This window comes from Kribbella sp. NPDC051770 (assembly GCF_040681455.1).
Lineage (GTDB): Bacteria > Actinomycetota > Actinomycetes > Propionibacteriales > Kribbellaceae > Kribbella.
Map to the genome: position 1 here is coordinate 64963 of NZ_JBFAYT010000016.1, position 24950 is coordinate 89912.

23 protein-coding genes are annotated in these 24950 nt (G+C 70.2%); 16 read left to right on the forward strand and 7 right to left on the reverse strand.

The genetic code is table 11. The features are described from left to right. Positions 1-6: 6 nt before the first annotated feature. Positions 7-519, forward strand: a complete 513-nt coding sequence (locus AB0M01_RS35530; RefSeq protein ID WP_363676895.1) for a DUF2087 domain-containing protein — start codon at positions 7-9, stop codon at positions 517-519. Here AB0M01_RS35530 and AB0M01_RS35535 read toward each other — a convergent pair. Continuing rightward, positions 501-1385 carry an aminoglycoside phosphotransferase family protein gene (locus AB0M01_RS35535; protein WP_363676896.1) on the reverse strand — a complete coding sequence of 295 codons (885 nt, stop codon included), beginning with the start codon at positions 1383-1385 and terminating at the stop codon, positions 501-503. The genes AB0M01_RS35530 and AB0M01_RS35535 overlap by 19 nt on opposite strands. Before the next feature lie 7 nt (positions 1386-1392). Then, entirely contained in the window at positions 1393-4143 is a 2751-nt protein-coding gene (locus AB0M01_RS35540; RefSeq protein WP_363676897.1) for a GNAT family N-acetyltransferase, read from the reverse strand. 79 nt (positions 4144-4222) lie between these two features. Between AB0M01_RS35540 and AB0M01_RS35545 the strand changes: the two genes are divergently transcribed. The 4 genes from AB0M01_RS35545 to AB0M01_RS35560 are packed head-to-tail and all read left to right on the forward strand — an operon-like array spanning position 4223 to position 8118. Further along, positions 4223-5368: an SLC13 family permease gene (locus tag AB0M01_RS35545; protein WP_363676898.1), complete on the forward strand. Its 1146-nt coding sequence runs from the start codon at positions 4223-4225 to the stop codon at positions 5366-5368. 8 nt (positions 5369-5376) lie between these two features. Beyond that, positions 5377-7086: an AMP-binding protein gene (locus tag AB0M01_RS35550; protein WP_363676899.1), complete on the forward strand. Its 1710-nt coding sequence runs from the start codon at positions 5377-5379 to the stop codon at positions 7084-7086. Between the two features lie 19 nt (positions 7087-7105). Next, positions 7106-7873 carry an ABC transporter permease gene (locus tag AB0M01_RS35555; RefSeq protein WP_363676900.1) on the forward strand — a complete coding sequence of 256 codons (768 nt, stop codon included), beginning with the start codon at positions 7106-7108 and terminating at the stop codon, positions 7871-7873. Next, entirely contained in the window at positions 7870-8118 is a 249-nt protein-coding gene (locus AB0M01_RS35560; protein WP_363676901.1) for a DUF2630 family protein, read from the forward strand. Before AB0M01_RS35555 ends, AB0M01_RS35560 begins: the two co-directional genes overlap by 4 nt. An 80-nt stretch (positions 8119-8198) precedes the next feature. Here the strand turns inward: AB0M01_RS35560 and AB0M01_RS35565 are convergent, their stop codons facing one another. The 4 genes from AB0M01_RS35565 to AB0M01_RS35580 are packed head-to-tail and all read right to left on the reverse strand — an operon-like array spanning position 8199 to position 11009. Further along, a complete protein-coding gene (locus AB0M01_RS35565) occupies positions 8199-8621 on the reverse strand; it encodes a TIGR03667 family PPOX class F420-dependent oxidoreductase (protein WP_363676902.1) in 423 nt (140 codons plus the stop codon). Between the two features lie 28 nt (positions 8622-8649). After that, positions 8650-9066, reverse strand: a complete 417-nt coding sequence (locus AB0M01_RS35570) for a CoA-binding protein (protein WP_363676903.1) — start codon at positions 9064-9066, stop codon at positions 8650-8652. A gap of 27 nt (positions 9067-9093) precedes the next feature. Then, positions 9094-9753, reverse strand: coding sequence for a response regulator transcription factor (locus AB0M01_RS35575; RefSeq protein ID WP_363676904.1), 660 nt, complete (start codon positions 9751-9753; stop codon positions 9094-9096). Next, the gene (locus AB0M01_RS35580) at positions 9735-11009 is read right to left on the reverse strand and encodes a sensor domain-containing protein (RefSeq protein WP_363676905.1); all 1275 of its coding nucleotides are present in this window, start codon (positions 11007-11009) and stop codon (positions 9735-9737) included. Before AB0M01_RS35580 ends, AB0M01_RS35575 begins: the two co-directional genes overlap by 19 nt. A 108-nt stretch (positions 11010-11117) precedes the next feature. Here AB0M01_RS35580 and AB0M01_RS35585 point away from each other — a divergent pair, with 108 nt between their 5' ends. The 11 genes from AB0M01_RS35585 to AB0M01_RS35635 all read left to right on the forward strand — a co-directional run bounded on the left by AB0M01_RS35585 (position 11118) and on the right by AB0M01_RS35635 (position 24077). Beyond that, complete coding sequence (locus tag AB0M01_RS35585) at positions 11118-11888, forward strand: ABC transporter ATP-binding protein (RefSeq protein ID WP_363676906.1); 771 nt, start codon at positions 11118-11120, stop codon at positions 11886-11888. A gap of 35 nt (positions 11889-11923) precedes the next feature. Next, positions 11924-13909 (forward strand): FtsX-like permease family protein, encoded by a 1986-nt coding sequence (locus tag AB0M01_RS35590; protein WP_363676907.1) that lies wholly within the window; start codon positions 11924-11926, stop codon positions 13907-13909. A 234-nt stretch (positions 13910-14143) separates the two neighbouring features. Beyond that, positions 14144-15493 (forward strand): extracellular solute-binding protein, encoded by a 1350-nt coding sequence (locus tag AB0M01_RS35595; protein ID WP_363676908.1) that lies wholly within the window; start codon positions 14144-14146, stop codon positions 15491-15493. A 3-nt stretch (positions 15494-15496) separates the two neighbouring features. After that, positions 15497-16399 carry a sugar ABC transporter permease gene (locus AB0M01_RS35600; protein ID WP_363676909.1) on the forward strand — a complete coding sequence of 301 codons (903 nt, stop codon included), beginning with the start codon at positions 15497-15499 and terminating at the stop codon, positions 16397-16399. Then, positions 16396-17247, forward strand: coding sequence for a carbohydrate ABC transporter permease (locus AB0M01_RS35605; RefSeq protein WP_363676910.1), 852 nt, complete (start codon positions 16396-16398; stop codon positions 17245-17247). The genes AB0M01_RS35600 and AB0M01_RS35605 overlap by 4 nt, the downstream gene beginning before the upstream one ends. A 152-nt stretch (positions 17248-17399) precedes the next feature. Further along, complete coding sequence (locus AB0M01_RS35610) at positions 17400-17594, forward strand: hypothetical protein (RefSeq protein WP_363676911.1); 195 nt, start codon at positions 17400-17402, stop codon at positions 17592-17594. A 162-nt stretch (positions 17595-17756) separates the two neighbouring features. Further along, positions 17757-20207 carry a DNA topoisomerase IV subunit A gene (locus AB0M01_RS35615; protein WP_363676912.1) on the forward strand — a complete coding sequence of 817 codons (2451 nt, stop codon included), beginning with the start codon at positions 17757-17759 and terminating at the stop codon, positions 20205-20207. Positions 20208-20211: 4 nt separating this feature from the next. Further along, on the forward strand, positions 20212-20916 hold the full coding sequence (locus AB0M01_RS35620) for an LppX_LprAFG lipoprotein (RefSeq protein WP_363676913.1): 705 nt from the start codon (positions 20212-20214) through the stop codon (positions 20914-20916). Next, positions 20913-22583: an MFS transporter gene (locus AB0M01_RS35625; RefSeq protein ID WP_363676914.1), complete on the forward strand. Its 1671-nt coding sequence runs from the start codon at positions 20913-20915 to the stop codon at positions 22581-22583. Before AB0M01_RS35620 ends, AB0M01_RS35625 begins: the two co-directional genes overlap by 4 nt. Before the next feature lie 46 nt (positions 22584-22629). After that, positions 22630-23565, forward strand: a complete 936-nt coding sequence (locus tag AB0M01_RS35630; RefSeq protein WP_363676915.1) for a sucrase ferredoxin — start codon at positions 22630-22632, stop codon at positions 23563-23565. Beyond that, positions 23562-24077, forward strand: a complete 516-nt coding sequence (locus tag AB0M01_RS35635; protein ID WP_363676916.1) for a carbonic anhydrase — start codon at positions 23562-23564, stop codon at positions 24075-24077. Before AB0M01_RS35630 ends, AB0M01_RS35635 begins: the two co-directional genes overlap by 4 nt. On the opposite strand, the gene AB0M01_RS35640 is transcribed toward AB0M01_RS35635, so the two are convergent. Continuing rightward, positions 24074-24847, reverse strand: a complete 774-nt coding sequence (locus tag AB0M01_RS35640; protein ID WP_363676917.1) for a carbonic anhydrase — start codon at positions 24845-24847, stop codon at positions 24074-24076. The genes AB0M01_RS35635 and AB0M01_RS35640 overlap by 4 nt on opposite strands. Positions 24848-24950 lie beyond the last annotated feature (103 nt).

The following is a 24950-nucleotide window of genomic DNA, read 5'->3' on the forward strand; positions in this document are numbered from 1 at the left end:
GATGGCATGAACGCCGATCAGCTCTGTGGTCTCCTCGCCGAACCGACGCGACTGCGGGTCTACTCCGCCGTCGTACTGGGCGCCGGTACGCCGGGCCAAGTGGTCGAGCAGACCGGCCTGGAGCTCGCGGTGGTGAGCAAGGCGCTGCAGCGGCTCAACAAGAGCGAGCTCGTGGTCGCCGATCAGGACGGGCTGCACGCCGACCTGGACGCGTTCAAGGACGCCGTACGGGCGGGGAGGCCGGAGCGGGAACCGCTCTCCGCCGATCCCGCGCGGGACAACGTGCTGCGCGCGTTCATCCGCGACGGGAAGCTGACGCACTTCCCGACGGTCCCGGCGAAGCTGCAGGTGGTGCTGGAGTACCTGGCGGCTGGCTTCGAGCCTGGGAAGAGCTACTCGGAGCCGGAGGTCAACGAGATCCTCCAGCGCTGGCACGCCGACTACGCGACGCTCCGGCGGCAGCTGGTCGACTACTGGTACCTGACGCGCACCGACGGCATCTACAGCCGCGCCAGCTGAGCCGCACGCTCCAGTACGCCGGGAGCGGGCAGCGACCGGATCAGCCCGGGGACCTGTGCGGCGCCGAACGCGCGGTGGTCGTCGGACATCGTGACATCGAGCGCGGCGCTGAGCTGGACGTTCAGGTAGTTCAGCATGATCGCCAGCCCGGTCGCGAAGCCGTCGGGACCGGTGATCTCGCCGGGGCCGCCGGCCTTCCGGTACGCCGAGGAGAGCCGTCGGACGGCGGGCTCGTCGGTCAGGTGGTTGATCAGCAGGAAGCCGAACTCCTGGGTCGGGGCGAGCGGGCCGACGTTGTCCCAGTCGACGAGGTAGGGGCCGTCGGCACCGATCAGCACGTTGTCCGGCGTCAGGTCGCGGTGGCAAAGGACGACGTCGCCGAGGGGCGTCGCGTTGACCAGCTCGCTGAGCTCGGTGAGCCGCGGGACCGAGCCAGCCAGCTCAGGCGCTCGCGCGGCCAGCGAAGGCCAGTCGACGTCGACGCGGTGGTAGAAGTCGTTGGTCTCCATCGGGCCGTCGGTCCAGCCGCGGGAGTGGATCGTCGCGAGCTGCTCGGCCAGCCAGACCATCGTGTCGAGGTCGTCGCGGGAAGGTACGACGCCGTCGATCCACTCGTACAGGCGCCAGCCGTCGGCGACGTACGTGCCGGACGGGGTCGTCAACGGGCGAGGGCTGCGCACCTGGCAGGCGCGCTGGAAGGCGACCTCGTCGAGCACGGCAGACTCCATGGGCTGCTTCCAGAAAGCTTCCTTGGCGACGAAAACACCAGCAGAAGTCTCCAGTCGCCACACCGCGCCCATCGCGCCGCGAGCCACCCGAGAGAAACCGAGTACGTCACCAAATCCGAACGCTGAAGCCAGTTGCACGAAGAACTCACGTGAGCCGGCGGGCCGGCGTGTCCTGCCGGGGCTTCTCGTTGGGCGCGATCCGGATCGACGTGTCCAGCACCGTCGCGCCGTCCGCCGCGACCAGCACCGACCGCAGGTCGAGCCGGACGACCTCCTCCAGCTCCAGCGTCAATCGGGACACCCGATGCAGCAGGTTCTCGATCGCCGCGATGTCCACCGGATCCGAGCCGCGGTAGCCGTAGAGCAGCGGCGCCGCCCGCACCTCTCGCACCATCTCGGCGGCGTCGGCGGTGGTCAACGGCGGCATCCGGTACGACCGGTCCCCCAACAGATCCGTCGCCACACCGGACAGACCGAACGAGACGACCGGGCCAAAGGCAACGTCTTCCTGCGCGGAGATCACCACCGGCACCCCCGGCGGCGCCATCTTCTGTACGACGAACTGCGCCCGCCCCGGATCAGCCGCGACCCCGAAGGTCCGCGTCATCTCCGCCCAGGCCTCCCGCATGTCGTCCTCGTCGTGGATGTGCCGCCAGATGTCGGCCAGGTCGGGCCGCATCCGCCACTGCTCGGCCGTCGCCTTGAGAATCACCTCGAACCCGAGATCCGCCGCCCGGGCCACCGCCTCGTCGGCCGACAGCACCGGGAACGCCGGCAACACACTGATGTCGTAGAAGCTCAGCAACCGCTGCCGATCAGCATCATCCAGGTCAGCCCCGGACGGATGACGCTGCAGGAACTCCGCAACGAAATCCTCCGCGCCCGAAGAATCAACCCCAGGCAGCTCCGGCGTCCGATCATCGGCCCGCCGCCGCCACTCGGCGTACTGCGTCGCCTTCGCCAGCGCCCCCACGGCGTACTGCGGATTCAGGAACGACGGGATCGACCCCCGAGCCGCTCCCCCGTGCTCGTCCGGCACCCGCAGCTGCTCCGGCACACTCCGCGACGCGAGGAACGTCGACACCACCGGCTTCTCCGACCCAGCGGCGGCCGCCGCCAGCACCTGCGCGACCTCGGCGACGTTCGACTGCACCGGCGGCGTGAAGATCACGACCACGGAGTGCACCTCGTCATCAGCGAAGACCGCGCCCAACGCCTCGCCGAAGTCCGCAGCACTCGCGTCCGCGCTCAGCGTGTGCGGCTCCCCCGCCACGTCCAGCCCACACCCGGCCATCGTGTCCAGCGCGAGCAGCGTCAACGCGTCCGAGTTGCTGACGATCGCGACCCGGCGGCCCTTCGGCAGCGGCTGGTGGGCGATCAGCTGCGCGACGTCGAACAGCTCACCGGTGGTGTCCACCCCGATCAGCCCGCTCTGCCGGAACAGCGAGTCGACCGTTGCCGCTGGCAAATGACTGCGCCGGACCGTGTGGCCGAGCGGCACCCCTTGGGTGGCCCGCCCGGACTTCAGCGCGATCACCGGCTTGCGCCGGGCCAGCCGCCGCGCGACCCGGCTGAACTTGCGCGGATTCCCCAGCGACTCCAGGTACAGCAGCACGACCTCGGTGGACTCGTCGGAGTACCAGTACTGCATCAGGTCGTTGCCCGAGACATCAGCTCGGTTGCCCGCGGAAACGAAACTCGACAGCCCGAGCCCCCGCCCGACCATGTCGGCCAGGATCGAGACGCCCAGCGCACCCGACTGGCAGAAGAACGCCACCCGCCCCCGGCTCGGCATCAGCGGTGACAGCGTCGCGTTCAGCGACACCCCCGGCACGGTGTTGATCACGCCCAGCGCGTTCGGCCCGATCACCCGCATCCCGTACGAGCGCGCCAGCCCGACCAGCCGCCGCTGCCGGCGCCGCCCCTCGGCCCCGACCTCGGCGAACCCGCTCGACACCACGACCAGCCCGCGCACACCCTTCGCCGCGCAGTCCAGCACCACGTCGACCACCGCCTCGGCCGGCACCGCGACCACCGCGAGATCGACCGTGTCCGGCACGTCCCGGATCGTCCCGTACGCCGTGACGCCGTCGATCGCCTCGGCCTTGGTGTCGGTGTTGACGGCGTACAGCCGCCCGGGGAAGCCGCCGTCGCGCAGGTTGCGCAGCAGCGCGTTGCCGATCGTGCCCTCGCGCCGGGACGCGCCGATCACCGCGACGCTGGTCGGCGTCAGCAGCCGCGCGATCGACAGCGCCTCGGAGCGCTGCTCGCGGGCCTGCATCACCCCGAACGAGGTGTCGGTCGGCGCGATGTCGAACTCGACCATGATCACGCCGTCCTCGAACTCCCGGGCGACGGTGTAGCCGGCCTCGGTGAAGACGGTGATCATCTTGCGGTTGTCCGGCAGCACCTCGGCGACGAACCGGGCGATCCCGTTCTCCCGGGCCGCCTGCGCCAGGTGCTCCAGGAACAGCTGCCCGAGCCCGCGGCCCTGGTGCGCGTCCTCGATCAGGAACGCGACCTCCGCCGTCCGGCGACCGGTCCGCTCGTAGCGGCCGACGCCGATCATCTGGTCGGCGACGGTGACGATCAGCGCCAGCCGGTCGTGGTAGTCGACCTGGGTGAACCGCGCCACGTCCCGGTCCGACAGCTGCGGGTACGGCGCGAAGAAGCGGTAGTACTTCGACTGCTCCGACACCCGCGCGTAGAACTCGACCAGCAGGTCCGCGTCGTCCGGCGTGATCGGCCGCAGGTGCGCGGTCGCACCGTCGCGCAGTACGACGTCCGCCTCGAGCTCGGCCGGGTACCCGTCGGGCGGCCCGGCCAGCGGTCGTCCCGCCAGCGGCAGCCCTGCCAGGGTCTGCCCGGCGGTGTCAGGCTCCTCCGGCGGCGTCACCCGATCAGCGTACTCACCGCCCAGTCCCTCGGACGACGCCATTCCGGTCGCTGGAAGGGCTCCGCATAGGGTTTGGCGCATGTGGTGGCTGAGCGCGGTCGGCGGACTGAGCGTGCTGGGCTCAGGCCTGCTCGGGCTGGACGACGCGGTGGGAGTGCTGGAGCGGATCGCCTCCGTGCTGGTGTTCCTGGTCGCGGTGACGGTGATCGCTGGGCTGGCCGACTCCGCCAAGGTGTTCGACGTCGCAGCGCGGGAGGCGGCGCACCTGGCGCGCGGCAAGACGTGGCGGCTGTGGCTGCTGGTCGTCGTACTGGCTACTGCGCTGACCATCGTGCTGTCGCTGGACACCTGTGCGGTGCTGCTCACTCCGGTCGTGCTGGCGATGGCCAGGCAGTTGGACATCCCGCCGAAGCTGTTCGCCTTCACCACCGTCTGGCTGGCCGGTACGGCGTCCCTGCTGCTCCCCGTGTCCAACCTGACCAACCTGCTGGCGCTGCACCGCCTGGACCAGCTCGGGCTGAGCCTGGCCGACTACCTGGGCCTCAGTTGGCGCCCGGCGGTGGCAGCGATCCTCATCACCGTCGCTGTGCTCGCTGCGCTGTTCCACCGGGACCTGCGGCGTGAGTACGCCGTACCGGCGACTCCCGCGGTCGACGACAAGGTCCTCTTCTGGAGCTCGGCAGGGGTCTGTCTGGCGCTCGGACCGGCCTTCGTCTCCGGTGTCGAGGTAGCTATCCCCGCCAGCATCGGAGCGGTGGCTCTCACCATCCTGTTCGCCGTGAGGCGCCGGGGAGCGCTCAGCTGGGCCCTGGTCCCCTGGCGACTAGTTGTCACGGTCGTCGGGCTGTTCCTGGTCGTCGGAGCGCTCACCGCCCACGGGCTGGAGCAGCTGCTCGGCGACATCGCCGGCACCGTCTCGTCAGGCCTCGCATCAGACCTGAGGCTCACCGGCACGGCAGCAGCCGGTGCCAACCTGTTCGACAACCTCCCGGCGTACCTGGCGATGGAACCGGTCGCCGCGGCCGAGGGCCACCGGATGATGCTCCTGCTGGTCGGAGTCAACACCGGCTGCCTGCTGACGCTCTGGGGATCACTCGCCACCCTGCTCTGGCGCGACCGCTGCCAAGCGGCCGGCGTCCACATCTCCTGGTGGTCGTTCCTGTGGCGCGGACTGGTCCTGACACCCCTGGTGCTGACCGGATCGGTTCTGGCGCTCCACCTATAGTGCGGTCCATGAGCGAGGAACAGAGCACCTCGGACAACACCCGGACCTTCCGCGCCGCCCGCGACTTCCTGGTCGCGCACCGGGAGGACTACGACACGGCGTACCGCGACTTCAGCTGGCCGCAGTTCGACCGGTTCAACTGGGCGCGGGACTGGTTCGACGCGCTCGCGGTCGAGCAGCCCGAGGTCGCCGCGCTGACCATCGTCGAGGAGGACGGCGAGGTCAACTCGCTCACGTACGCCGAGATGGCCGAGCGCTCGCGCCAGGTCGCCGGCTGGCTCACCGAGCACGGGCTGCAGCCCGGCGACCGGGTGCTGATCGTGCTCGGCAACACCGTGCCGCTGTGGGAGGTCATGCTCGGCTGCATCCGCGCCGGCGCGGTGATGATCCCGGCCACCACGCTGCTCACCGACGCCGACCTGGCCGACCGCATCACGCGTGGCGGCGTACGGGTGGTCGTGACTGCCAGCGCCGACGCCACCCGGTACGACGGCGTCGCCGACCACTGCCTGCGCGTGGCGATCGGTGAGCCGGTCGACGGCTGGCTCAGCTACGACGACACCCGCCAGTACGACGGCCCGGTGCCCGAGGTCGACACCGCCGCCGACGACTCACTGCTGCTCTACTTCACCTCCGGGACGACCAGCGAGCCGAAGCTGGTCGAGCACACCCAGGTCAGCTACCCGGTCGGCCACCTGTCGACCATGTACTGGATCGGCCTGCAGCCCGGCGACGTACACCTCAACGTCTCCTCCCCCGGCTGGGCCAAGCACTCCTGGAGCAACGTCTTTGCGCCCTGGAACGCCGGGGCGACCGTCTTCCTCTACAACTACGTGCGCTTCGACGCCGAGAAGATGCTGCAGGTCCTGCAGACCTACGGCGTGACCACGTTCTGCGCGCCGCCGACGGTCTGGCGGATGCTGATCCAGGCCGACCTGTCCGCGGTCGAGGTGGCGATCCGGGAGTGCATCTCGGCCGGCGAACCGCTCAACCCGGAGGTGATCGAGCAGGTCCGCAACGCCTGGGACATCACCATCCGCGACGGCTACGGCCAGACCGAGACGACCGCGCAGATCGGGAACCCGCCGGGCCAGCCGGTCAAGCTCGGCTCGATGGGCCGGCCGCTGCCGGGGTACTCGATCGCCCTGGTCGACCCGAGCACCGACGCGGTCGGCGACGACGGCGAGATCTGCATCGAGCTCGCGCCGCCGCCGGTCCCGCTGATGCGCGGGTACCGCGACGCCGCGGCGCTCACCGAGGAGGTGATGCGCGGCGGTTTCTACCACACCGGCGACGTCGCCAGCCGCGACGAGGACGGCTACATCACGTACGTCGGACGCTCCGACGACGTGTTCAAGGCCAGCGACTACCGGATCTCGCCGTTCGAGCTGGAGTCGGTGCTGATCGAGCACCCGGCGGTCGCCGAGGCCGCGGTCGTGCCCTCGCCGGACCCGGTGCGGCTGGCGGTGCCGAAGGCGTACGTCGTACTGGCGGCCGGGCGGGAGCCGTCGCGGGAGCTGGCCGGGGAGATCCTGCAGTTCTGCCGCGAGCACCTGGCGCCGTACAAGCGGATCCGGCGGCTGGAGTTCGCCGAGCTGCCGAAGACGATCTCGGGCAAGATCCGGCGCGTCGAGCTGCGCACCGACGAGGCCGAGAAGGTTGCTGCCGGCACCGGCGGCGAGCACACCTACGACGAGGCGGACTTCAAGCCGGCCTGAGTCGTGGTGAAATGACCGGATGTCCACCGACACCGGCCTGGGAGTCGCCGCCTTCGTCGTCCTGCCGCTGCTGGTGGCGGTCGCCGTCCTGGCCTCGCGGTCGGCGCAACTGCGGCACGACAAGGGCATCGTCACCGCGGCGGTCCGGGCCGTGCTCCAGCTCGCGCTGGTCGGCGCGGTCGTCGGGTTCGCGCTGCAGACGATCTGGGGTGCGCTGGCGTTCGTGCTGGTGATGCTGACGGTCGCGACGATCACCAGCACCCGGCGGCTCCAGTCGACCGCCGTGGTCCCCGGTCAGCTCGCGTACTGCGCGGTCGCAATCGGCGGCAGCGCGTGCGTCGTCCTGCTGCTGCTCATCCTGCCCGGGGTCGTGCCTCGGAACCCGGAGACGATCCTGCCGATGGGCGGGATCATCATCGGCGGCGCGATGAACGCGACGACGCTGGCCGGGCGCCGGCTGCTGCACGAGTACGGCGCGCGCTTCGGCGAGTACGAGGCCGCGCTGTCGATCGGGCTGATGCCGCCGGACGCGTTCAAGCTGGTCGCCGGGCCGACCGCGGGCGACGCGCTGCTGCCGGCGCTCGACCAGACCCGCACGGTCGGGCTGGTCACGCTGCCGGGCGCGTTCGTCGGGATGGTGCTCGGCGGGGCGTCACCGACCGCGGCCGCGGCGCTGCAGCTCGTGGTCCTGCTCGGCCTGATCGCGGCCGAGGCGATCGCCATCCTGGTCACCACGGAGCTCCTTGCCCGCGCCGCGCTGCCGGACGGGCGTACGGTTTCCTCATGACCGACGACAACAGCATCCTCCACCGCATCAACGGCCTGGTGGCCGAGGAGCACGACCTGCGCACCAAGCACGCCGCCGGCCAGGTCGACGACGCCGACGAGAAGGCCCGCCTGCGCGCCCTCGAGGTCGAGCTCGACCAGTGCTGGGACCTGCTCCGCCAGCGCCGCGCCAAGCGCGAGTTCGGCGAGGACCCCGACACCGCCCAGTCCCGCTCCGCCGACACGGTCGAGGGCTACCTCAACTAGCAGCAACCAGACCTTCAGCAGCAGCCAGACCTTCAAGTACCGGCCACCTGATCGGTGGTCGGTACCTGAAAGATGTTCGGTCAGAAACCGCGGAGCTTGTCCGGGGTGATCCGAATCAGCACCGGATAGTCCCGGTGGAAGTCCTCCGTGCTCATCCCCAGCCCCGCGAGCCCCTCCGCGTACTTCGCGTTGTACACCTCGAGCTCCTCAGCCGTAGCACCCCCGGCGTCGACCCGCGCATCCCCGGAGATCACCCCCACGTCCCCACCCGTGAACGTCGCGTTGAAGTGCAGCGCGACCCGCGGCGACCGCTCGACGTTGTGCACCTTCGCCTTGCCCGCCTGGCTGAAGACCAGCACCTCCCGCCCGTTCCAGTGGAACCACACCGGATTCGGCGCCGGAGTCCCCGACTTGCCGACGGTGGTCAGCCAGACCACCTGCTCCCCCGCCAACTGCTTGGCGATCCGCGCCCCGAACGCGTCCGACGTATCGATCGTGAACATGTGAACCCCTCGTCGCTGAGCTGACCGGTCAGTGCGGGCCCAGGCGTCCCCACTCGATCGCCGGGCAGCGGTTCATCACCATCGTCAGTCCCGCGGCCGTCGTCCGGGTGTAGGCGTCCGGGTCCTCCACATCCAGCTGGAACCAGACCGCCCGCGCGTTGATTCCCACCGCCTCGTCCGCGACCGCACCGGCCAGCTCCGACCGGACGAAAACGTCCACGCAGTCCACCGCGAACGGGATCTCGGCCAGCGTCGCGTACCCCTGCTCCCCGTGCACGGTCTCCGCCGCCGGATGCACGGGCACGATCCGCTTCCCGTGCTGCTGCAGGAACCGTGCCACGCCGTACGCCGCCCGGCTGGTGTTGTTCGACAGCCCGACCACGGCCCAGGTCTGGCAGTCGGCCAGGATCTTGCGGATGTCGCTCTCGTCAGCCCAGTTCGCCATACCCCGATCTTCTCTCAGGTGGCGAAATCATGCCTGCCGTCTCAGGTAGGTCAGCACCGCCGACACCCGCCGGTCGAGCCCGTCCTCGAGGTGCAGCTTGGCGAAGATGTTGCCCACGTGCTTGCGCACCGCCGCCTCGCTCACCACCAGCTCCGCGGCGATCGACGCGTTCACCCGTCCCTCGGCCATCAGCGCGAGCACCTCCAGCTCCCGCGGCGTCAGCGCGGCCAGCGGTCCGTCGTCCCGCCGCCGCGCCAGCAGCTGCCGCACGACCTCCGGGTCCACCACCGTCCCGCCCTCGGCGACCCGGTCCAGCGACGCCAGGAACTCCGTCACGTGCCCGACCCGGTCCTTGAGCAGGTAGCCGATCCCACCGGTCGTCGTCTCCAGCAGCGACGACAGGTACGCGTCAGCGACGTACTGCGACAGCACCAGGATCCCGATCGCCGGCAGCTCGGCCCTGATCGCCGCTGCTGCCCGCAGCCCCTCGTCGCTGTGCCCCGGCGGCATCCGCACGTCCGTGATCACCACATCCGGCGGTGACTTCCGTACGACGGCCACCAGCGCGTCCCCGTCGCCCACCGCGTCCCGCACCTCGTGCCCGGCCCGGTCGAGGATGCTAGCCAGCCCCTCACGCAGCAGCATCGAGTCCTCGGCGAGCACGATGCTCAGTCGACGAGCCGGCACGGGCACTCCATCCGTAGTCGAGTGGGCCCACCAGGTGGGCTGGACAGGTCGAGTGTGCCGCCCAGGGCGTCCAGCCGGGTGACCAGTCCGGTCAGCCCGGTCCCCTGCGCCGGGTCGGCGCCGCCCTGACCGTCGTCGGTGACTGTCACCACCAGCCGGTCGCGGTTGATCCACGCCTGGACGTGGCAGTTGGTTGCTGATGCGTGCTTGGCCACGTTGCCCAGCGCCTCGCTGACCACGAAGTACGCCGCCGCCTCGATCGGCGGCGGCAGCCGTTCCGGCAGCGCCACCTGTACAGAGACCGGCATCGGCATCCGGTCAGCCACCTCCCGTACGGCGGCCTCCAGCCCCAGGTCGACCAGTACCCGCGGGTGAATGCCACGCACCGCCTCCCGCAGGTCGGCCAGCGCCGCCTCCGCCTCGCCGTGCGCCTTGACGACCAGCCGCTTGCTCTCGCCCTCCGGCAGGTCCAGCTCCGCCAGCCCGAGCGTCATGGTGAGCCCCACCAGCCGCTGCTGCACGCCGTCGTGCAGGTGCCGCTCGATCCGCGCCCGCTCGGTCTCGAAAGCGTCCACCAGGTCCAGCCGGGAGCGGCGCAGCTCCGCGACGTTGCGACGCAGCTCCTCCTCCCGCGGGCCCAGCAGCGCCTTGGCCAGCGACGCCTCGACAGCAGCGAGCACACCGAGCAGGTACGACGAGACGACGTAGAACACCGGCCCGAAGGTGAACAGGAACAGGAACCCCTCACCGGTCGTGTCGAGGATCCACGGGCCCATCCCCATGCTGTCGTCGGTCGCGATCATCGGCGCCAGCAGCGTGAGGACCAGCGTCGCCGCGCTCAGCCCGGCGAACGCGGCGCTGAACAGCCAGACGAACGTGCCGAGCAGTACGCCGTACCCGAGCGCCCGCAGCGACGCCTGCTCACGGCGCCGGAACTTGAGGCGCTCGCGGCGGGTCATGTTCGGCGGCATCTTCGCGTGCGGGCTGGCGATGCCGCGCGGGAGCACGAGCCGCGCGCGGCCGCGCTCGATGCTGCCGATCAGTACGCCGTACAGGGGGAAGAGGGTGAGCAGCAGGATGCCGACGACGAGCGGGCTGAGCAGCGCGCTGATGCCGACGGAGACGAGCAGGACGGCGATCGTGACGATGCCGAGCGGGATCGAGCTGAGCAGGTAGGCGTAAGCGCGCCAGGGCCAGGACGACACGAGGTACCGCTTGGTCGTCAACGCCGCCCACGCGGACTCCGGTCCCTCCACACGGCAACCCTAGGTCCCGAACAGGCCGCCGCACGGTAGCTCACGCGCTACCTCTGAACTCCTCCGCAGGCCAGCGCACCAAGCTGCCTTCAGTACTTCGATAGAACCATGACGACGACCGTGCCGCAGCACCACCTGATGCAACACCCCACGAACCCTCCTGCACTCCTGCTCGACGGGATCACCAAGACCTACAAGTCCAAGGCCGGCTCGGTCGACGCGCTCCGCGGCGTGACCTACCACTTCCAGCGCGGCTCGTTCACCGCCGTGATGGGCCCGTCCGGCTCCGGCAAGTCCACGCTCCTGCAGTGCGCCGCCGGCCTCGACAAGCCCTCCACCGGCGCGGTCGTCCTGAACGGCATCCCCCTGCACGGGCTCAACGAGGTCGAGCTGACCAAGCTGCGCCGTCAGGAAATGGGCTTCGTCTTCCAGGCCTACAACCTGCTCCCCAGCCTCACCGTCTACGACAACGTCGCCCTCCCGCTCCGCCTCACCGGCCGGCGTCCCCGGCGTACCGACGTCCACGATGTCCTCCAGCAGGTCGGACTCGCCGACAAGGCCAAGCGCCGCCCCGCCGAGCTCTCCGGCGGCCAGCAGCAGCGAGTCGCGATCGCCCGCGCGCTGATCACCCAGCCGGCCGTCTTCTTCGCCGACGAACCGACCGGCGCCCTCGACAGCAGCACCAGCCGCCAGGTCCTCGACCTGTTGCGCACAGCAACCGACCGCAGCGGCCAGACCGTCGTCATGGTCACCCACGACCCGGTCGCCGCCGCGTACGCCGACCGCGTGCTGTTCCTGTCCGACGGCCTCGTCGCCGGCTCCCTCGACCGCGGCACTCCCCAGCAGATCGCCGCCGCCATGAGCGACCTCGAACGCTGATCCCCGCTCGCCGACCCGATCGACCTGGAGTCCCGATGTTCTTCCTCAGCCGTCAAACGGTCAGCCGGCACCGATCCCTGTACGCCGGTTCGTTCGTCGCCCTGGCGGTCGGCGTCTTCCTCCTCGGCCTCGCCGCGACGGCCACCGCCGCCACCATCGCGTACGACGCCCCGCCCGGCACCACGATCCCGGTCCACCTCCCCGGCGGCGACGGCACCGCCCCGCACACGGTCCACGTCAACCCGACCGGCGAGGACGTCTCCGGTCTGCAGGTCGTGCTCAGCATGGTCGGCGCGATCAGCGGGTTCATCACGATCTTCGTCATCGCCAGCACATTCGCCTTCGCCGTCGCCTCCCGCCGCCGCGAGATCGGCCTGCTCCGACTCGTCGGCGCGACGCCGAAGCAGATCCGCCGGATGATCCTCGGCGAAGCCCTGGTCGTCGCGCTGGCCGCGTCCGTCACCGGCGCCGCGCTCGCCCTGCTCGCGACCCCGCTACTGCTCGCCAAGGCGTCGTACACCGAGCTCGCACCGGTCAAGCTCGAACCGGCCAGCCCCTGGATCGCTCTAGCGATCGCGATGTCGATCGGCCTGGTCGTCGCGATGCTCGGCGCCCGGTCGGCCGCTCGGCGCGCCGGCCGGATCGGCGCGATCGACGCGCTGCGCGAGGCCGCGCTCGAACCGCCACGGATCGGCCCGGTCCGCGTCGTCTTCGGCCTGCTGGTCCTGGCCGGCTCGATCGTCCTGCTCGCGCTGATCCGACCGGGCACCGGCGAGGGCGTCGTCCCGCTCGCGATGTTCACGCCGATGCTGCTGGTCGTCGCGCTCACCCTGCTCGCGCCGCTGATCATGCCGCTGCTCGGCCACCTGCTCGCGATGCCGCTGGTCGCCTGGACCAACATCTCCGGCCGCCTCGCCCAGAGCAACGTGGTCGCGGCTCCCCGCCGTACGGCGTCGCTCGCGGCGCCGATCCTCGCCATCTCGGCGATCGCGGGCTCGCTCGTGCTCACCCTCAGCTTCGCCGCCGACGCCTCGACCGCGAGCATCCGCGACACCCTGCTCGCGCCGGTCGTCGTCGCCCCGGCGGACCAGGGGGCGTGGTCCGGGAGCGCGAGAGAGCGCGTTCTCGCGACGCCCGGCGTGGCCGCGGTGGACGCCGCCATCCCGCTGACCGTGATCCGGGTCAGCAGCGACTCCGCCGACCTCGAGGACGCCGAGGGCATCGACACCACGGTGGCCCCGCAAGCCCGGCGGCTGGAAGCGCTCTCTGGCGATCTCACCGCGATCTCCGAGCCGAACACCGTTGCCATCAGCAAAGAGCTGGCCGGCTACGAGGGCTACAAGGTCGGGAGCGAGATCCCGGTCACCTTCACCGACGGCGCCGCGGCCCGGCTGAAGGTGGTAGCGATCGTCCGGACCGCGATCGAGCTCAACGCCTCGATGCTCGTCTCGCAGGACCTCGCCCGGGCCCACGCCCCGAAGGCCGACCCGACCCGGTACTTCGTACTGCCCACCCCGGGCACGGACACCAGCACGCTGATCGACGCGCTCAACGCGATCCCCGGAGCGCACGCCGTACCGGCCACCACCTGGGAAGCCGAGCAGGGCCAAGGCGTCCGCGACGGCAACCAGCTCGGTCTGATCCTGCTGCTCGGCCCGGCCGCCCTCTACAGCGCGATCGCGATCGTCAACACGCTCCTGATGGGCAGCCTGCAGCGCGGCCGCGAGTTCGTCACGTCCCGCCTGCTCGGAGCAACACCCGCGCAGATCCGCCGGATGGTGCTGTGGGAGTCGACGCTGGTCGGCGCCGTGGCCCTCACCCTGGGCACAGTCATCACCGGTACGGTCGGCGCCCTGATCCGGCACGCGATGAGCGAAGGCCTCACCGATGTTCCGACCACGGTCCCGTGGGGAACGCTGCTCGGCATCGGCACGATCTGCCTGGTCCTGACCGCGGGCTCCGCCCTGGCACCGACCGCGTTCATCCTGCGCCACTCGCATCCGTCGGCGGCGGCAGAATGACAGAACAAAAGATTGATACTAATTTACGAATTAATATTGACACTGGTCACGGGTCGCCGCAAGATCGTCGGCAAGCACCGCCCCCGACCCCTTCGACGGCAACACCGAACCCTCCCGGCTGGTCGCCGACCAGCAGCCTCCCGCCCCCGGTGATGGAAGAAACGTGCCCGAGGCCTGCCCGCCAGGAGGTGCTGAGGTTGCCGTAGGCAACCACATCCACCAGGAGGTTTCCTCATGCCCATCTTCACCAACCCCGCCGGCGGACGACCCATCTCGCGGCGCACCTTCCTGGCCGCCTCGGCCGTCGCGGGCGTCGGCTCGAGCGCACTGCTGAGCGGCTGCGCGAACGGCAGCGCCGGCGGTACCTCGGCCGAAGGAGGCAAGGGCGGCAGCGGCGGCAAGGGCGGCACCGTCACCTGGGCGTCGTGGGCCAACCCCGGCGAGGCCGAGCGGTTCCGGCAGATCTCGAAGGACTACGAGAAGGCGTACGGGACCAAGGCCGACTTCCAGGTCGTCGTCGGCGACTACGGCGCCAAGCTGCTCACCCAGCTGGCCGGCGGCAGCGCGCCGGACGTCTTCTACGTCCAGGACGTCGCGATGCAGCGGCTGATCCAGTCCAAGAACCTGATGGACTTCACCGACTTCACCTCCAAGCCGGAGTCCCCGCTCAAGCTCGACTCGCTCTACCCGAACCTGATGGAGTGGTGCAAGCCCGCCGACGGCAGCCCCGGCACGTACGGCCTGGTCGTCGACTGCAACCCGATCGTGTTCTGGTTCAACAAGGACATGGCTGCCGCCGCCGGGATCACCGAGAACCCGGCCCAGCGGCACGAGAACGGCACCTGGAACCGCGACGCCCTCGACGACTTCCTGACCAAGATCAAGGCCACCGGCAAGCGCGGCATGGTGCTGGAGGGCGGCTTCGGCCCGTTGTTCAGCTGGATGACCGCGTTCGGCGGCAAGACCGTCGAGGGCCGCAACGCGGTCTTCAACGAGGACGCGAAGTCGATGGAGACCCTGGAGTGGATCTGGGAGGGACTCGCGGCCGGCAAGATTACCTACAGCGGCACGCTGCCCAAGGGCCAGGGCGTCGACGCGCTGTTCTACGGCCAGCAGCTGGCCAGCTGCCAGATGGGCCGCTGGATCCTGCCGAACCTGAAGAAGCTCAAGTTCGGCTACGACATCGCGCCGTTCGCGTCCGAGGACGGCAAGAGCGTCGCCTCGACGATCGTCTACACCGCGGCGATGGGTGTGAACGCCAAGGCCAAGGACCCCGAGGCCGCGATGTACTTCGCCACCCGCTTCGTCAACAAGGACGGCCAGAAGGCCCGCCTGTCCGGCGGCGGCAACGCCGTACCGGCGACCGCCGGCCTCGACGACGTGGTGACCGAGGGCAACCTGCCCGAGCACGGCGGCTGGTTCGCCGACGTCGCCAAGGCCGGGTACGCGATCCCGCCGGCGATCGCCTCCAAGGCCACCGTCGGGGCCAACCTGGGCACCGAGATGGACAAGTCGATCAAGGCCGGCGACAACGCGAAGACGTTCGCCGACAAGATCTGCACGTTCATCAACAACGGGAGCTGAGGCATGCCGACCGCTGCCGCCGTACGGCGCAAGCAGCGCGCCGAGGCGCTGTGGGGGTACGCGTTCCTGACCCCCCAGCTGATCGGCCTGGTCGTGTTCATGCTGGGGCCGCTGGTCTTCGCGCTGATCCTGTCGTTCTCCAGCTGGGACGGGTTCGGCTCCCGGACCTTCGTCGGGCTGCAGAACTTCATCGACGTCTGGAAGACGCCGCAGCTGCGCCAGTCCTGGCTGAACACCGCGTGGTTCACGGTCCTGCAGGTCCCCGGGCTGATGCTCACCGGCTTCTTCTTCGCGTTCATGATCCAGAAGGCGCACAAGCTCAAGTCGTTCTACCGGGTCTTCTTCTTCGCGCCGCAGGTCACCTCGTCGGTCGCGGTGGCCGCGATCTGGCTGTGGCTGCTGAATCCGGAGATCAGCCCGCTGAACGCCGCGCTGAAGTCGCTCGGGATCCCGAACCCGCCGGACTGGCTGCAGGACCCGAAGACCGTCATCCCCGCGATCGTCCTGGTGTCGATCTGGCAGGGGCTGGGCTACATGATCGTGATGTTCGTGGCCGGCCTGGAGAACATCTCGCCGGCGCTGATGGAGGCCGCCGACATCGACGGCGCCTCGGAGTGGCAGAAGCTGCGCCGGATCACGGTGCCGCTGCTGTCGCCGACGATCCTGTTCCTGTCGGTGACCTCGATCATCGGGTCGTTCCAGGTGTTCGACTACATCTTCTTCTTCTTCGACACCACGGCGCCGGCCGGAGCCCACACGATCGTCTACGACATCGTCAACGTCGCGTTCCGGGAGTTCCGGTTCGGCTTCGCCGCGGCGATCGCGATCTACCTGTTCCTGATCCTGCTGGCCCTGACCGGTCTGCAGCTCCTGGCCCAGAAGAGGTGGGTGCACTACACCGAATGAGACTCTCGACGCACGACGCCGCTCGCCGCTTCCGCCCGTCCTGGATCCCGCTGCACCTGATCCTGGTCGCCGGGTCGCTGGTGATGTTCGTCCCGTTCCTGTGGATGCTGTTCTCGGCGCTGAAGCCGCTGGACGAGATCTTCGCCCAGCCGCCCAAGCTGTTCCCGAAGGTCTGGCAGCCGGAGAACTTCGCCACCGCCTGGCAGGGCGCCGACTTCGCCCGGGCCTACTTCAACAGCGTCTACATCGCCGCCCTGGTGACGGCGCTGACGCTGCTCACCTGCTCGATGGCGGCCTACTCGTTCGCCCGGATCCGGTTCCCCGGCCGCCGGGCCCTGTTCGGGGTCTTCCTGGCCACCATGATGGTGCCGTTCCAGCTGACCGTGATCCCGCTCTACGTGATCATGGGCAAGCTGCACTGGATCGACACCCACCTGGCCCTGATCGTCCCGCCCGCGCTGTTCAACGCGTTCGGGGTGTTCCTGCTCCGCCAGTACATCCGCGGCCTGCCGCTGGAGCTGGAGGAGGCGGCCGCGATCGACGGGGCCGGCCGGATCCGGATCTTCACCACGATCGTGCTGCCGCTGCTGCGGACACCGCTGGTCGCGCTCGGGATCTTCGTGTTCCTCGGCCAGTGGAACTCGTTCTTCTCGCCGCTGATCTTCCTGAACAGCGACGAGAACTTCACCGTGCCGCTGGTCGTGAACCAGTTCAAGGGCGCCTACTCCTCGGACTGGACCAGCCTGATGGCGGCCACCACGATGGCGGCGCTCCCGATGCTGCTGGTGTTCGTCGTCGCCCAGCGCCAGATCGTGCAGGGCATCGCGCTGTCCGGCTCGAAGACCTGACCTGCTAACACCCGCGGACCCTCGGGACAAACTCTTCGAATCTCACGAGAACCCCGCAGTACCGGCCCCCGGCGTACCGACGATCGTCGCACCGGTCCAGGCCGGTGGAACCTCCACCGGCCGCGCAGACCGGCCAACAGGAAGGATCACCCATGCGCACGCGCATCATCGCCGGGGCCCTGCTGACCGCGGGCCTGCTCGCCACACCCGCCGTCGCCATGGCCGACTCGGTCCGGATCACCGGTGACGAGACCGGTTCGGTCCGGATCACCGGCGACGAGACCGGCTCGGTTCGCATCACCGGCGACGAGACCGGCTCCGTCCGGATCACCGGCGGCACGATCTGATCACCCGCCGGGACTGATCGGCTGTCCGCCCGTGCCGCCCGGAGCAGATCCGGGCGGCACGGGTCGCCGCGGCTCGGGGCAGGTCGTTGGCGGGAGTTGTCGGTACGGCGTCGTAGGGTTGGCGCCTAACAGCCGGCACCACCGAGGAGTGCACAGACCCGCATGGCACGCCGTACCAGCACCACCGCCGAACCCGAGGACTTCGAGGAGCGCATCCTCGACGTCGACGTCTCCGACGAGATGCGCACCAGCTTCCTGGAGTACGCCTACTCGGTGATCTACTCCCGCGCGCTCCCCGACGCCCGGGACGGCCTCAAACCGGTGCAGCGGCGGATCCTGTTCTCGATGGCGGAGAACAACATCCGCCCCGACCGCGGGCACGTGAAGAGCGCCCGCGTCGTCGGTGAGGTGATGGGTAAGTACCACCCGCACGGTGACGGCGCGATCTACGACGCCCTGGTCCGGACCGCGCAGCCGTGGTCGATGCGGGTCCCGCTGATCGACGGCCACGGGAACTTCGGCTCCCTCGACGACGGCCCGGCCGCGATGCGGTACACCGAGTGCCGGATGGCGCCGTCCGCACTGGCGATGACCAACGGCCTCGACGAGGACGTCGTCGACTTCAAGCCGAACTACGACGGCCGCGAGGAAGAGCCCTCGGTCCTGCCCGCCGCCTTCCCGAACCTGCTGGTCAACGGCGCGGCCGGCATCGCCGTCGGCATGGCCACCAACATGGCCCCGCACAACCTGGTCGAGGTCATCCAGGCCCTGCGGCACCTGATCAAGACCCCGAACGCCGACCTCGACGACCTGATGCGCTTCATCCCCGGCCCGGACCTGCCGACCGGCGGCAAGATCGTCGGCCTGGAGGGCATCAAGGACGCGTACGCCGCCGGCCGCGGCAGCTTCAAGATGCGCGCCACCGCCCGGATCGAGAACGTCACCCCGCGCCGCAAGGGCATCGTGGTCACCGAGCTGCCGTACACGGTCGGCCCGGAGAAGGTGATCGAGAAGATCAAGACGCTGGTCCAGGCCAAGAAGCTGCAGGGCATCGCCGACGTCAAGGACCTCACCGACCGCAGCCACGGCACGCGCCTGGTGATCGAGGTCAAGAACGGCTTCGTCCCCGAGGCGCTGCTGGAGCAGCTGTACAAGCTGACCCCGCTCGAGGACTCGTTCTCGATCAACGCGGTCTGCCTGGTCGACGGCCAGCCCCAGACCCTCGGGCTGCGCGCGCTGCTCGAGGTCTACCTGGAGCACCGCTACTCGGTCACCCGGCGGCGCAGCGAGTTCCGCAAGAAGAAGGCCGAGGAGCGGCTGCACATCGTCGACGGTCTGCTGGTCGCGATCCTCGACATCGACGAGGTCATCCAGATCATCCGGACCAGCGACGACGCGGCCGCGGCGCGGACCCGGTTGATGGACATCTACGACCTGTCCGAGGTCCAGACCAACTACATCCTGGACATGCCCCTGCGGCGGCTGACCAAGTTCAGCAAGCTCGAGCTGGACACCGAGAAGGCCGAGCTCGAGGCGACGATCGAGAAGCTGACCGCGATCCTCAACGACGCGGCGCTGCTCAAGAAGATCGTCTCCGAGGAGCTCGCCGAGATGGCGAAGACCTACGGGACGCCGCGGCGTACGGTGCTGCTGGAGTCGTCCGGCGCGGCCAAGACCGCCGCCGTACCGCTCGAGGTCACCGACGACCCGTGCTGGGTGCTGATGAGCTCGACCGGGTTGCTGGCCCGGACGAACGGTGTCGAGCCGTTCGGTGCGGCCGACGGCCGGGCCAAGCACGACGCGATCGTGTCGGCGATCAAGAGCACGGCCCGCGGCCAGTACGGGCTCGTCACGAGCGCCGGCCGGCTGATCCGGCTGGAGTCGCTCGACCTCCCGGCCGTGCCGACGACGGCCAGCGCGCCGAACCTGCAGGGTGGCGCGCCGATCGCCGAGTTCGTCGAGCTCGAGGCCGGCGAGCGCGCCCTCGCGCTGACCACGATGGACCCGGAGTCGGTCGGCCTCGCGGTCGGTACGGCGACCGGCGTCGTGAAGCGGATCGTGCCCGACCACCTGAGCAACCGCGACTCCTGGGAGATCATCCGGCTCGCCGATGGCGACCAGGTCGTCGGCGCGGTCGAGCTGGCCACCGGCGACGAGGAGCTCTGCTTCATCGCCAGCGACGCCCAGTTGCTGCACTTCCCCGCGTCGGCGGTCCGCCCGCAGGGCCGGACAGCGGGCGGTATGGCCGGCATCCGGCTGTCGTCGGGCGCGAAGGTCGTGTACTTCGGCGCGGTCGACGCCGCCCGCGAGGCGCACGTCGTCACGATCGCGGGCTCCTCGTCGGCGCTGCCGGGGACGGAGGTCGGCGCGGTGAAGGTGACACCGTTCAGCGAGTACCCGGCCAAGGGCCGCGCGACCGGTGGCGTCCGCTGCCAGCGGCTGCTGAAGGGTGAGGACGGGCTGCTGTTCGGCTTCGTCGGTACGGCGCCGGTCAAGGCCAGCGCGACCAGCGGCGCACCGGTGGACCTGCCGCCGGTCGACCCGCGGCGCGACGGTTCCGGCGTACCGGTGGCTCAGCCGATCGCCGCCTGCGCCCCGGACCTGGCAGGCTGACCCCATGAAGAGACTGGTCGCGGTCGGTGCGGTGCTCGTGCTCGCACTGACCGGCTGCAGTGACAAGAAGGACGGCGGCGGCGACGGCAAGTCCGGCGACGACGCGGTGGCGCTGCTGACCGACGCCAAGAAGACGATCGACGAGGCGGCCAGCGTGCACGTCGTGCTCACCGGGCGCGACCTGCCGGACACCGCGCAGACGCTGGCCAACGGCGACGGCGTCGCGACCCACGCGCCGGCGTTCAAGGGCAAGCTGACCGTGCGCGCGGCCGGGTCGCCGATCGATGCCGAGGTGGTCGCGGTCGGCGGCAAGGTCTACGCCAAGTTGCCGTTCACGCCGAAGTTCATCGAGCTCCCGCCGTCGCAGCTGGCCGGTCTCGGCGCGCCCGACCCGGCGATCCTGCTCGACCCGGCCAAGGGCCTCACCGCGGTCCTGCCGACGCTGAAGGACCCGGTCGTCAAGGGCGAGACCCGGGACGGCGCGAAGGTGCTGACCGAGATCACCGGCGCGGTCCAGGGCAAGACGCTGCAGGGTATCTTCCCGAAGGCGCCGGCCGACCAGGACTTCCCGAGCACCTTCAAGATCGACAAGGACAGCAAGCAGCTGGTGTCGGCGACGATCACCGGCCCGTTCTACGACGGCGCGACGAGCAGCTACGACGTCACCCTCGACAAGTACGGCGAACAGGTGGAGATCACCAAGCCGTGACAGAGGCCACTGCGGTGGGAAATGCTCGGACGAAGCTCACCCTTGCTTCAGTAGCAGTTGCCTTTGCAGCAGCGGACACCTATGTGGTGGTGCTCGCACTCCCGGACATGATGTCGGGCGTCGGGCTGTCGGCCGACCAGCTCCAGCGGGCGGCGCCGATCGTCTCCGGGTTCCTGCTCGGCTACATCGCCGTCCTCCCGCTGATCGGCCGCATCACCGACGTCGTCGGCCGAACGCCGGTGCTCGTCGGCGCGCTGATGCTCTTCGCCGTCGGCTCGCTGATCACCGCGGCGGCGTACGACCTCTCGCTCGTCGTCACCGGACGCTTCCTCCAGGGCATCGGCGGTGGCGGACTCGTCCCCGCGACCCTCGCGCTCGTCGCCGACCTCTGGCCGCCCGCCAAACGCGGGCTCCCGCTCGGCGTCGTCGGCGCGGTCCAGGAGCTCGGCTCGGTCCTCGGCCCGCTGCTCGGCGCCGCCGTCCTCGCCGTCGCTGACTGGCGCTGGATCTTCTGGCTCAACCTCATCGTCGCGGTCGTCCTCGCGGTGCTGCTCCGCGGCCGCCAACGCCCACCGATCTCCGCGGCCGTCGGCGTGCTCGCCTGCGTCGCTCTCGGACTCACCCTCACCGCCCCCGAACGCCTGGCCACCGGCATCACCCTCGGCCTCCCGTTCGTCCCCTTCACCGGCGACTCCCGCCTGCTCACCCCCATCGGCGTCGCCACCGCGGTCCTCCTGCTGGCCTGGCTCGCCCTGCTGCTCCGCAAGACCAACCTCCGGGCCCTCGCCGAGATCGACCTCGTCGGCGCTCTGCTCCTCGCGCTGGCCCTGGCGGGCGTCGTACTGGCCTTCGCGACAGCAGACCCAGAACAAGAAGTCCTCTCCCCCGCGGGCCCATGGCTGCTGGTAGCAGCCGCTCTCTTCGCTCTCCTTTTCATCCTCTGGCAACGCCGTACAGCTCGCGCGATCATCCCCGCGGGCCTCCTCCACCACCCGGCCGCCTGGGGCTCCCTCGTCGTCAGCTTCCTCGTCGGCGCCGCCCTGATCGCCGCGCTCGTCGACATCCCCGTCTTCGCCCGGACGACACAAGGCGGCGGCCAGCTCGCCGCCGCGCTCGTCCTGCTCCGCTTCCTGATCGCGCTTCCCGTCGGCGCCGTCGTCGGCGGCTGGCTCACCCGCCGGTACGGCCTCGGCCTGATCACCGCCGCCGGCCTCGCGCTCGCCGGCCTGATGTTCACCCTGATGGCCTTCTGGGACCGCAACGCCCTCGACACCGTCCCGGCGACGCTGGTCCTCCTGGCCTGCGGTTTCGGCTTCGGTCTCGCCCTCTCCCCGGTCAACACCGCCATGCTCGCCGCCACCCCGCAGGACGCCCACGGCCTGGTCAGCGCGCTCGTCGTGGTCGCGCGCATGGTCGGCATGCTCGTCGGCGTCTCCGCGCTGACCGCGATCGGCCTGCGCCGGTACTACGCGCTCGCCGCCGACATCCCCTCCCCGAACGACCTCTGCCCGACCAGCCCGGGCACCTGCCGCCCGTTCGTCGACGCTCTCCGCGAGGCGGCGATTTCACAAGTGCACACGATCTTCGCCGGGGCCGCGGTCTGCGCGTTCGCGGCCGCCGTACTGGCTGTTGTGCTGCTCGGACGGCGCCGGACTGTCCACGGGTGACGGTCGTCATGGGGATCCCGGCCGGCCTCGCGTAACGTTGAGGGTTGTGAGTGCCCCCTTACTCGAACGTCCCGGGCTCTGCTCGACGATCTGCCGGGACCTGAACGAGCCGATGCCCGGTACGGCCGTCGTGGCCGCCGGGTGGGTCGTCGTCGAACAGCCCGGCCCGTGGGGTGCCAAGGTCGCGACCCAGAGTCACCTCGACCCCGTGTTCGGAGCGCGCATCGACGCCAAGTGCAAGAAGGCGGACCTGCGCTTCGGCACCATCCGCCGCCCCGGCAAGCACGCGGACGGCGTACCGCTCCCGCACCAGGTGTACGTCGCGAGCACCGTCCCCGGGCGCTGCTGGCTGCTCGGCGGCCGCGTCGACGACCCCGCGCGGCTCGACGCGCTCGACGTCGACGCGGTGCACCGGGGCGAGCTGGACGCCGTACGGGCTTCGCTGCCCGAGCTCTCGCCGGTTGATCAGCCGGTGCTGCTGGTCTGCACCAACGGCAAGCGCGACGAGTGCTGCGCGATCCTCGGCCGGCCGGTCGTGGCCGGTGCGGCCGAGGCGGCGCCGGGCCGGGTGTGGGAGTCGTCGCACCTGAGCGGGCACCGCTTCTCCCCGACCGCGGCGGTGCTGCCGGCCGGGACCCTTCACGGCAAGCTGACCGTCGAGTCGGCCGTCGCCGTCCTGAACGCCGCTGACCGCGGTGAAACTGTTGTGGAAACGCTGCGCGGCCGGTCCGCCTGGACCAAGCGCGGCCAAGTCGCCGAGATCGCCGTCCGCAACCTCACTGGCGAGGTTGCCCTGGACGCGCTCAGCGTCGTCGCGGAGGAGCTGGACACCGTCACCGTCGCCCACACCGACGGCCGGACCTGGCAGGTCCAGGTGACCAGCGATCCCGCCGACCCTCCCCGCCCGGAATCCTGTGGAAAGGAGCCTTTCGCCATGTCGATCCTGCGTGCCGGCACCGTAGTTCCGGGTGGTCCCCGATGAGCGCCGCCGAAGGGCCGGTCCCCGGTTTCGAGGACCTGCTCGCGGCCAATGCGGACTACGCCAAGAACTTCTCCTACGGCGGCTTCGACGGCATCGCCCACGCCGGCGTCGGCGTGGTCACCTGCATGGACTCGCGGATTCCCCCGCTGGAGCTGCTGGGCCTCAAGCCCGGTGACGCCAAGGTCCTGCGCAGCGCCGGCGGCCGGGTCACCGAGCTGACGATGACCGGCCTGGTCCTCGGCGTGCACCTGCTCGGCGTCCGCCGCATCATGGTCATCCCGCACACCCGCTGCGCGATGGCGTCGATGACCGAGGACCAGATGCGCGCCAAGGTCGAGCAGGCCTCCGGCCTGCCGGCCGGCTACCTGACGATCAACATCATCCCCGACCAGCTCGAGGCCCTGCGCCACGACGTCGCCGCCGTCCGCGAGCACCCGCTGATCGGCGACGACGTCCTGGTCGGCGGTTTCATGTACGACGTGGACGACGGGCACCTGACCCAGATCGTCTAGAGCACGATCACCTTGCCGGTGTCGAGCTCGTAGTAGGCGCCGACCAGCTTGACCTTGCCGGCCTTCTCCAGCGGGGCGAGCACCGGCGACTTGCGGAGCTCACCGAGCACGTGGGTGACGTTGGCACGGACGGCGTTGTCCAACCTGTCCCCCGGCTGTCCAGCGACCTGCTGGACCGCCGGGGTCAGGGTGTCGACCAGGTACTCGATGCCGCCCGGGTGCGCGCCGGTGCGGTGGCTGTCCATGGCCTTGATCGTCGCGTCCAGCGCTCCGCAGCGCTGGTGCCCGAGCACCATCAGCAACGGCGTGTGCAGCTCCGCGACGCCGAACTCCAGGCTGCCGGTCACCGAGTCGTCCAGCGCCTCACCGGCACTGCGTACGACGACCAGGTCGCCGAGCCCGCGGTCGAAGATCAGCTCGATCGGCACTCGCGAGTCCACGCACCCGATCACGGTCGCGAACGGCTGCTGACCCTTGCTCACGGCAACCCGGCGCTCGACACCCTCGTCGATCGCCTCGTTGCGGTTGGCAACGAAGCGCGCGTTGCCCTCGAGCAGCCGCTGCAGGGCCTGGTCGCCGGTGGTGATCGGCGGTTCGACCACGGCGGCGGCGTTGTTGGGCTGCGACGACGGACCGGACGAGCGGGTGGCGGACGGCGTACCGGTGTCCTGGCACGAGCTCAGCACGACCGCTCCCAGGCTGGCGCCGAGCGTGGCGCCGAGCGCGTTGGTCAGGAACCGGCGACGGGACGGAGGGGGCGGGATGCTCACAGGGGTTCTCCTCACGGGCGGCGGTGCCGGGCGAGCACCGCCTTCCGAAAGTAGCGCATTGCATACTGTCTGCAATACCCGCGACAGCCCACGAACTCCGGCC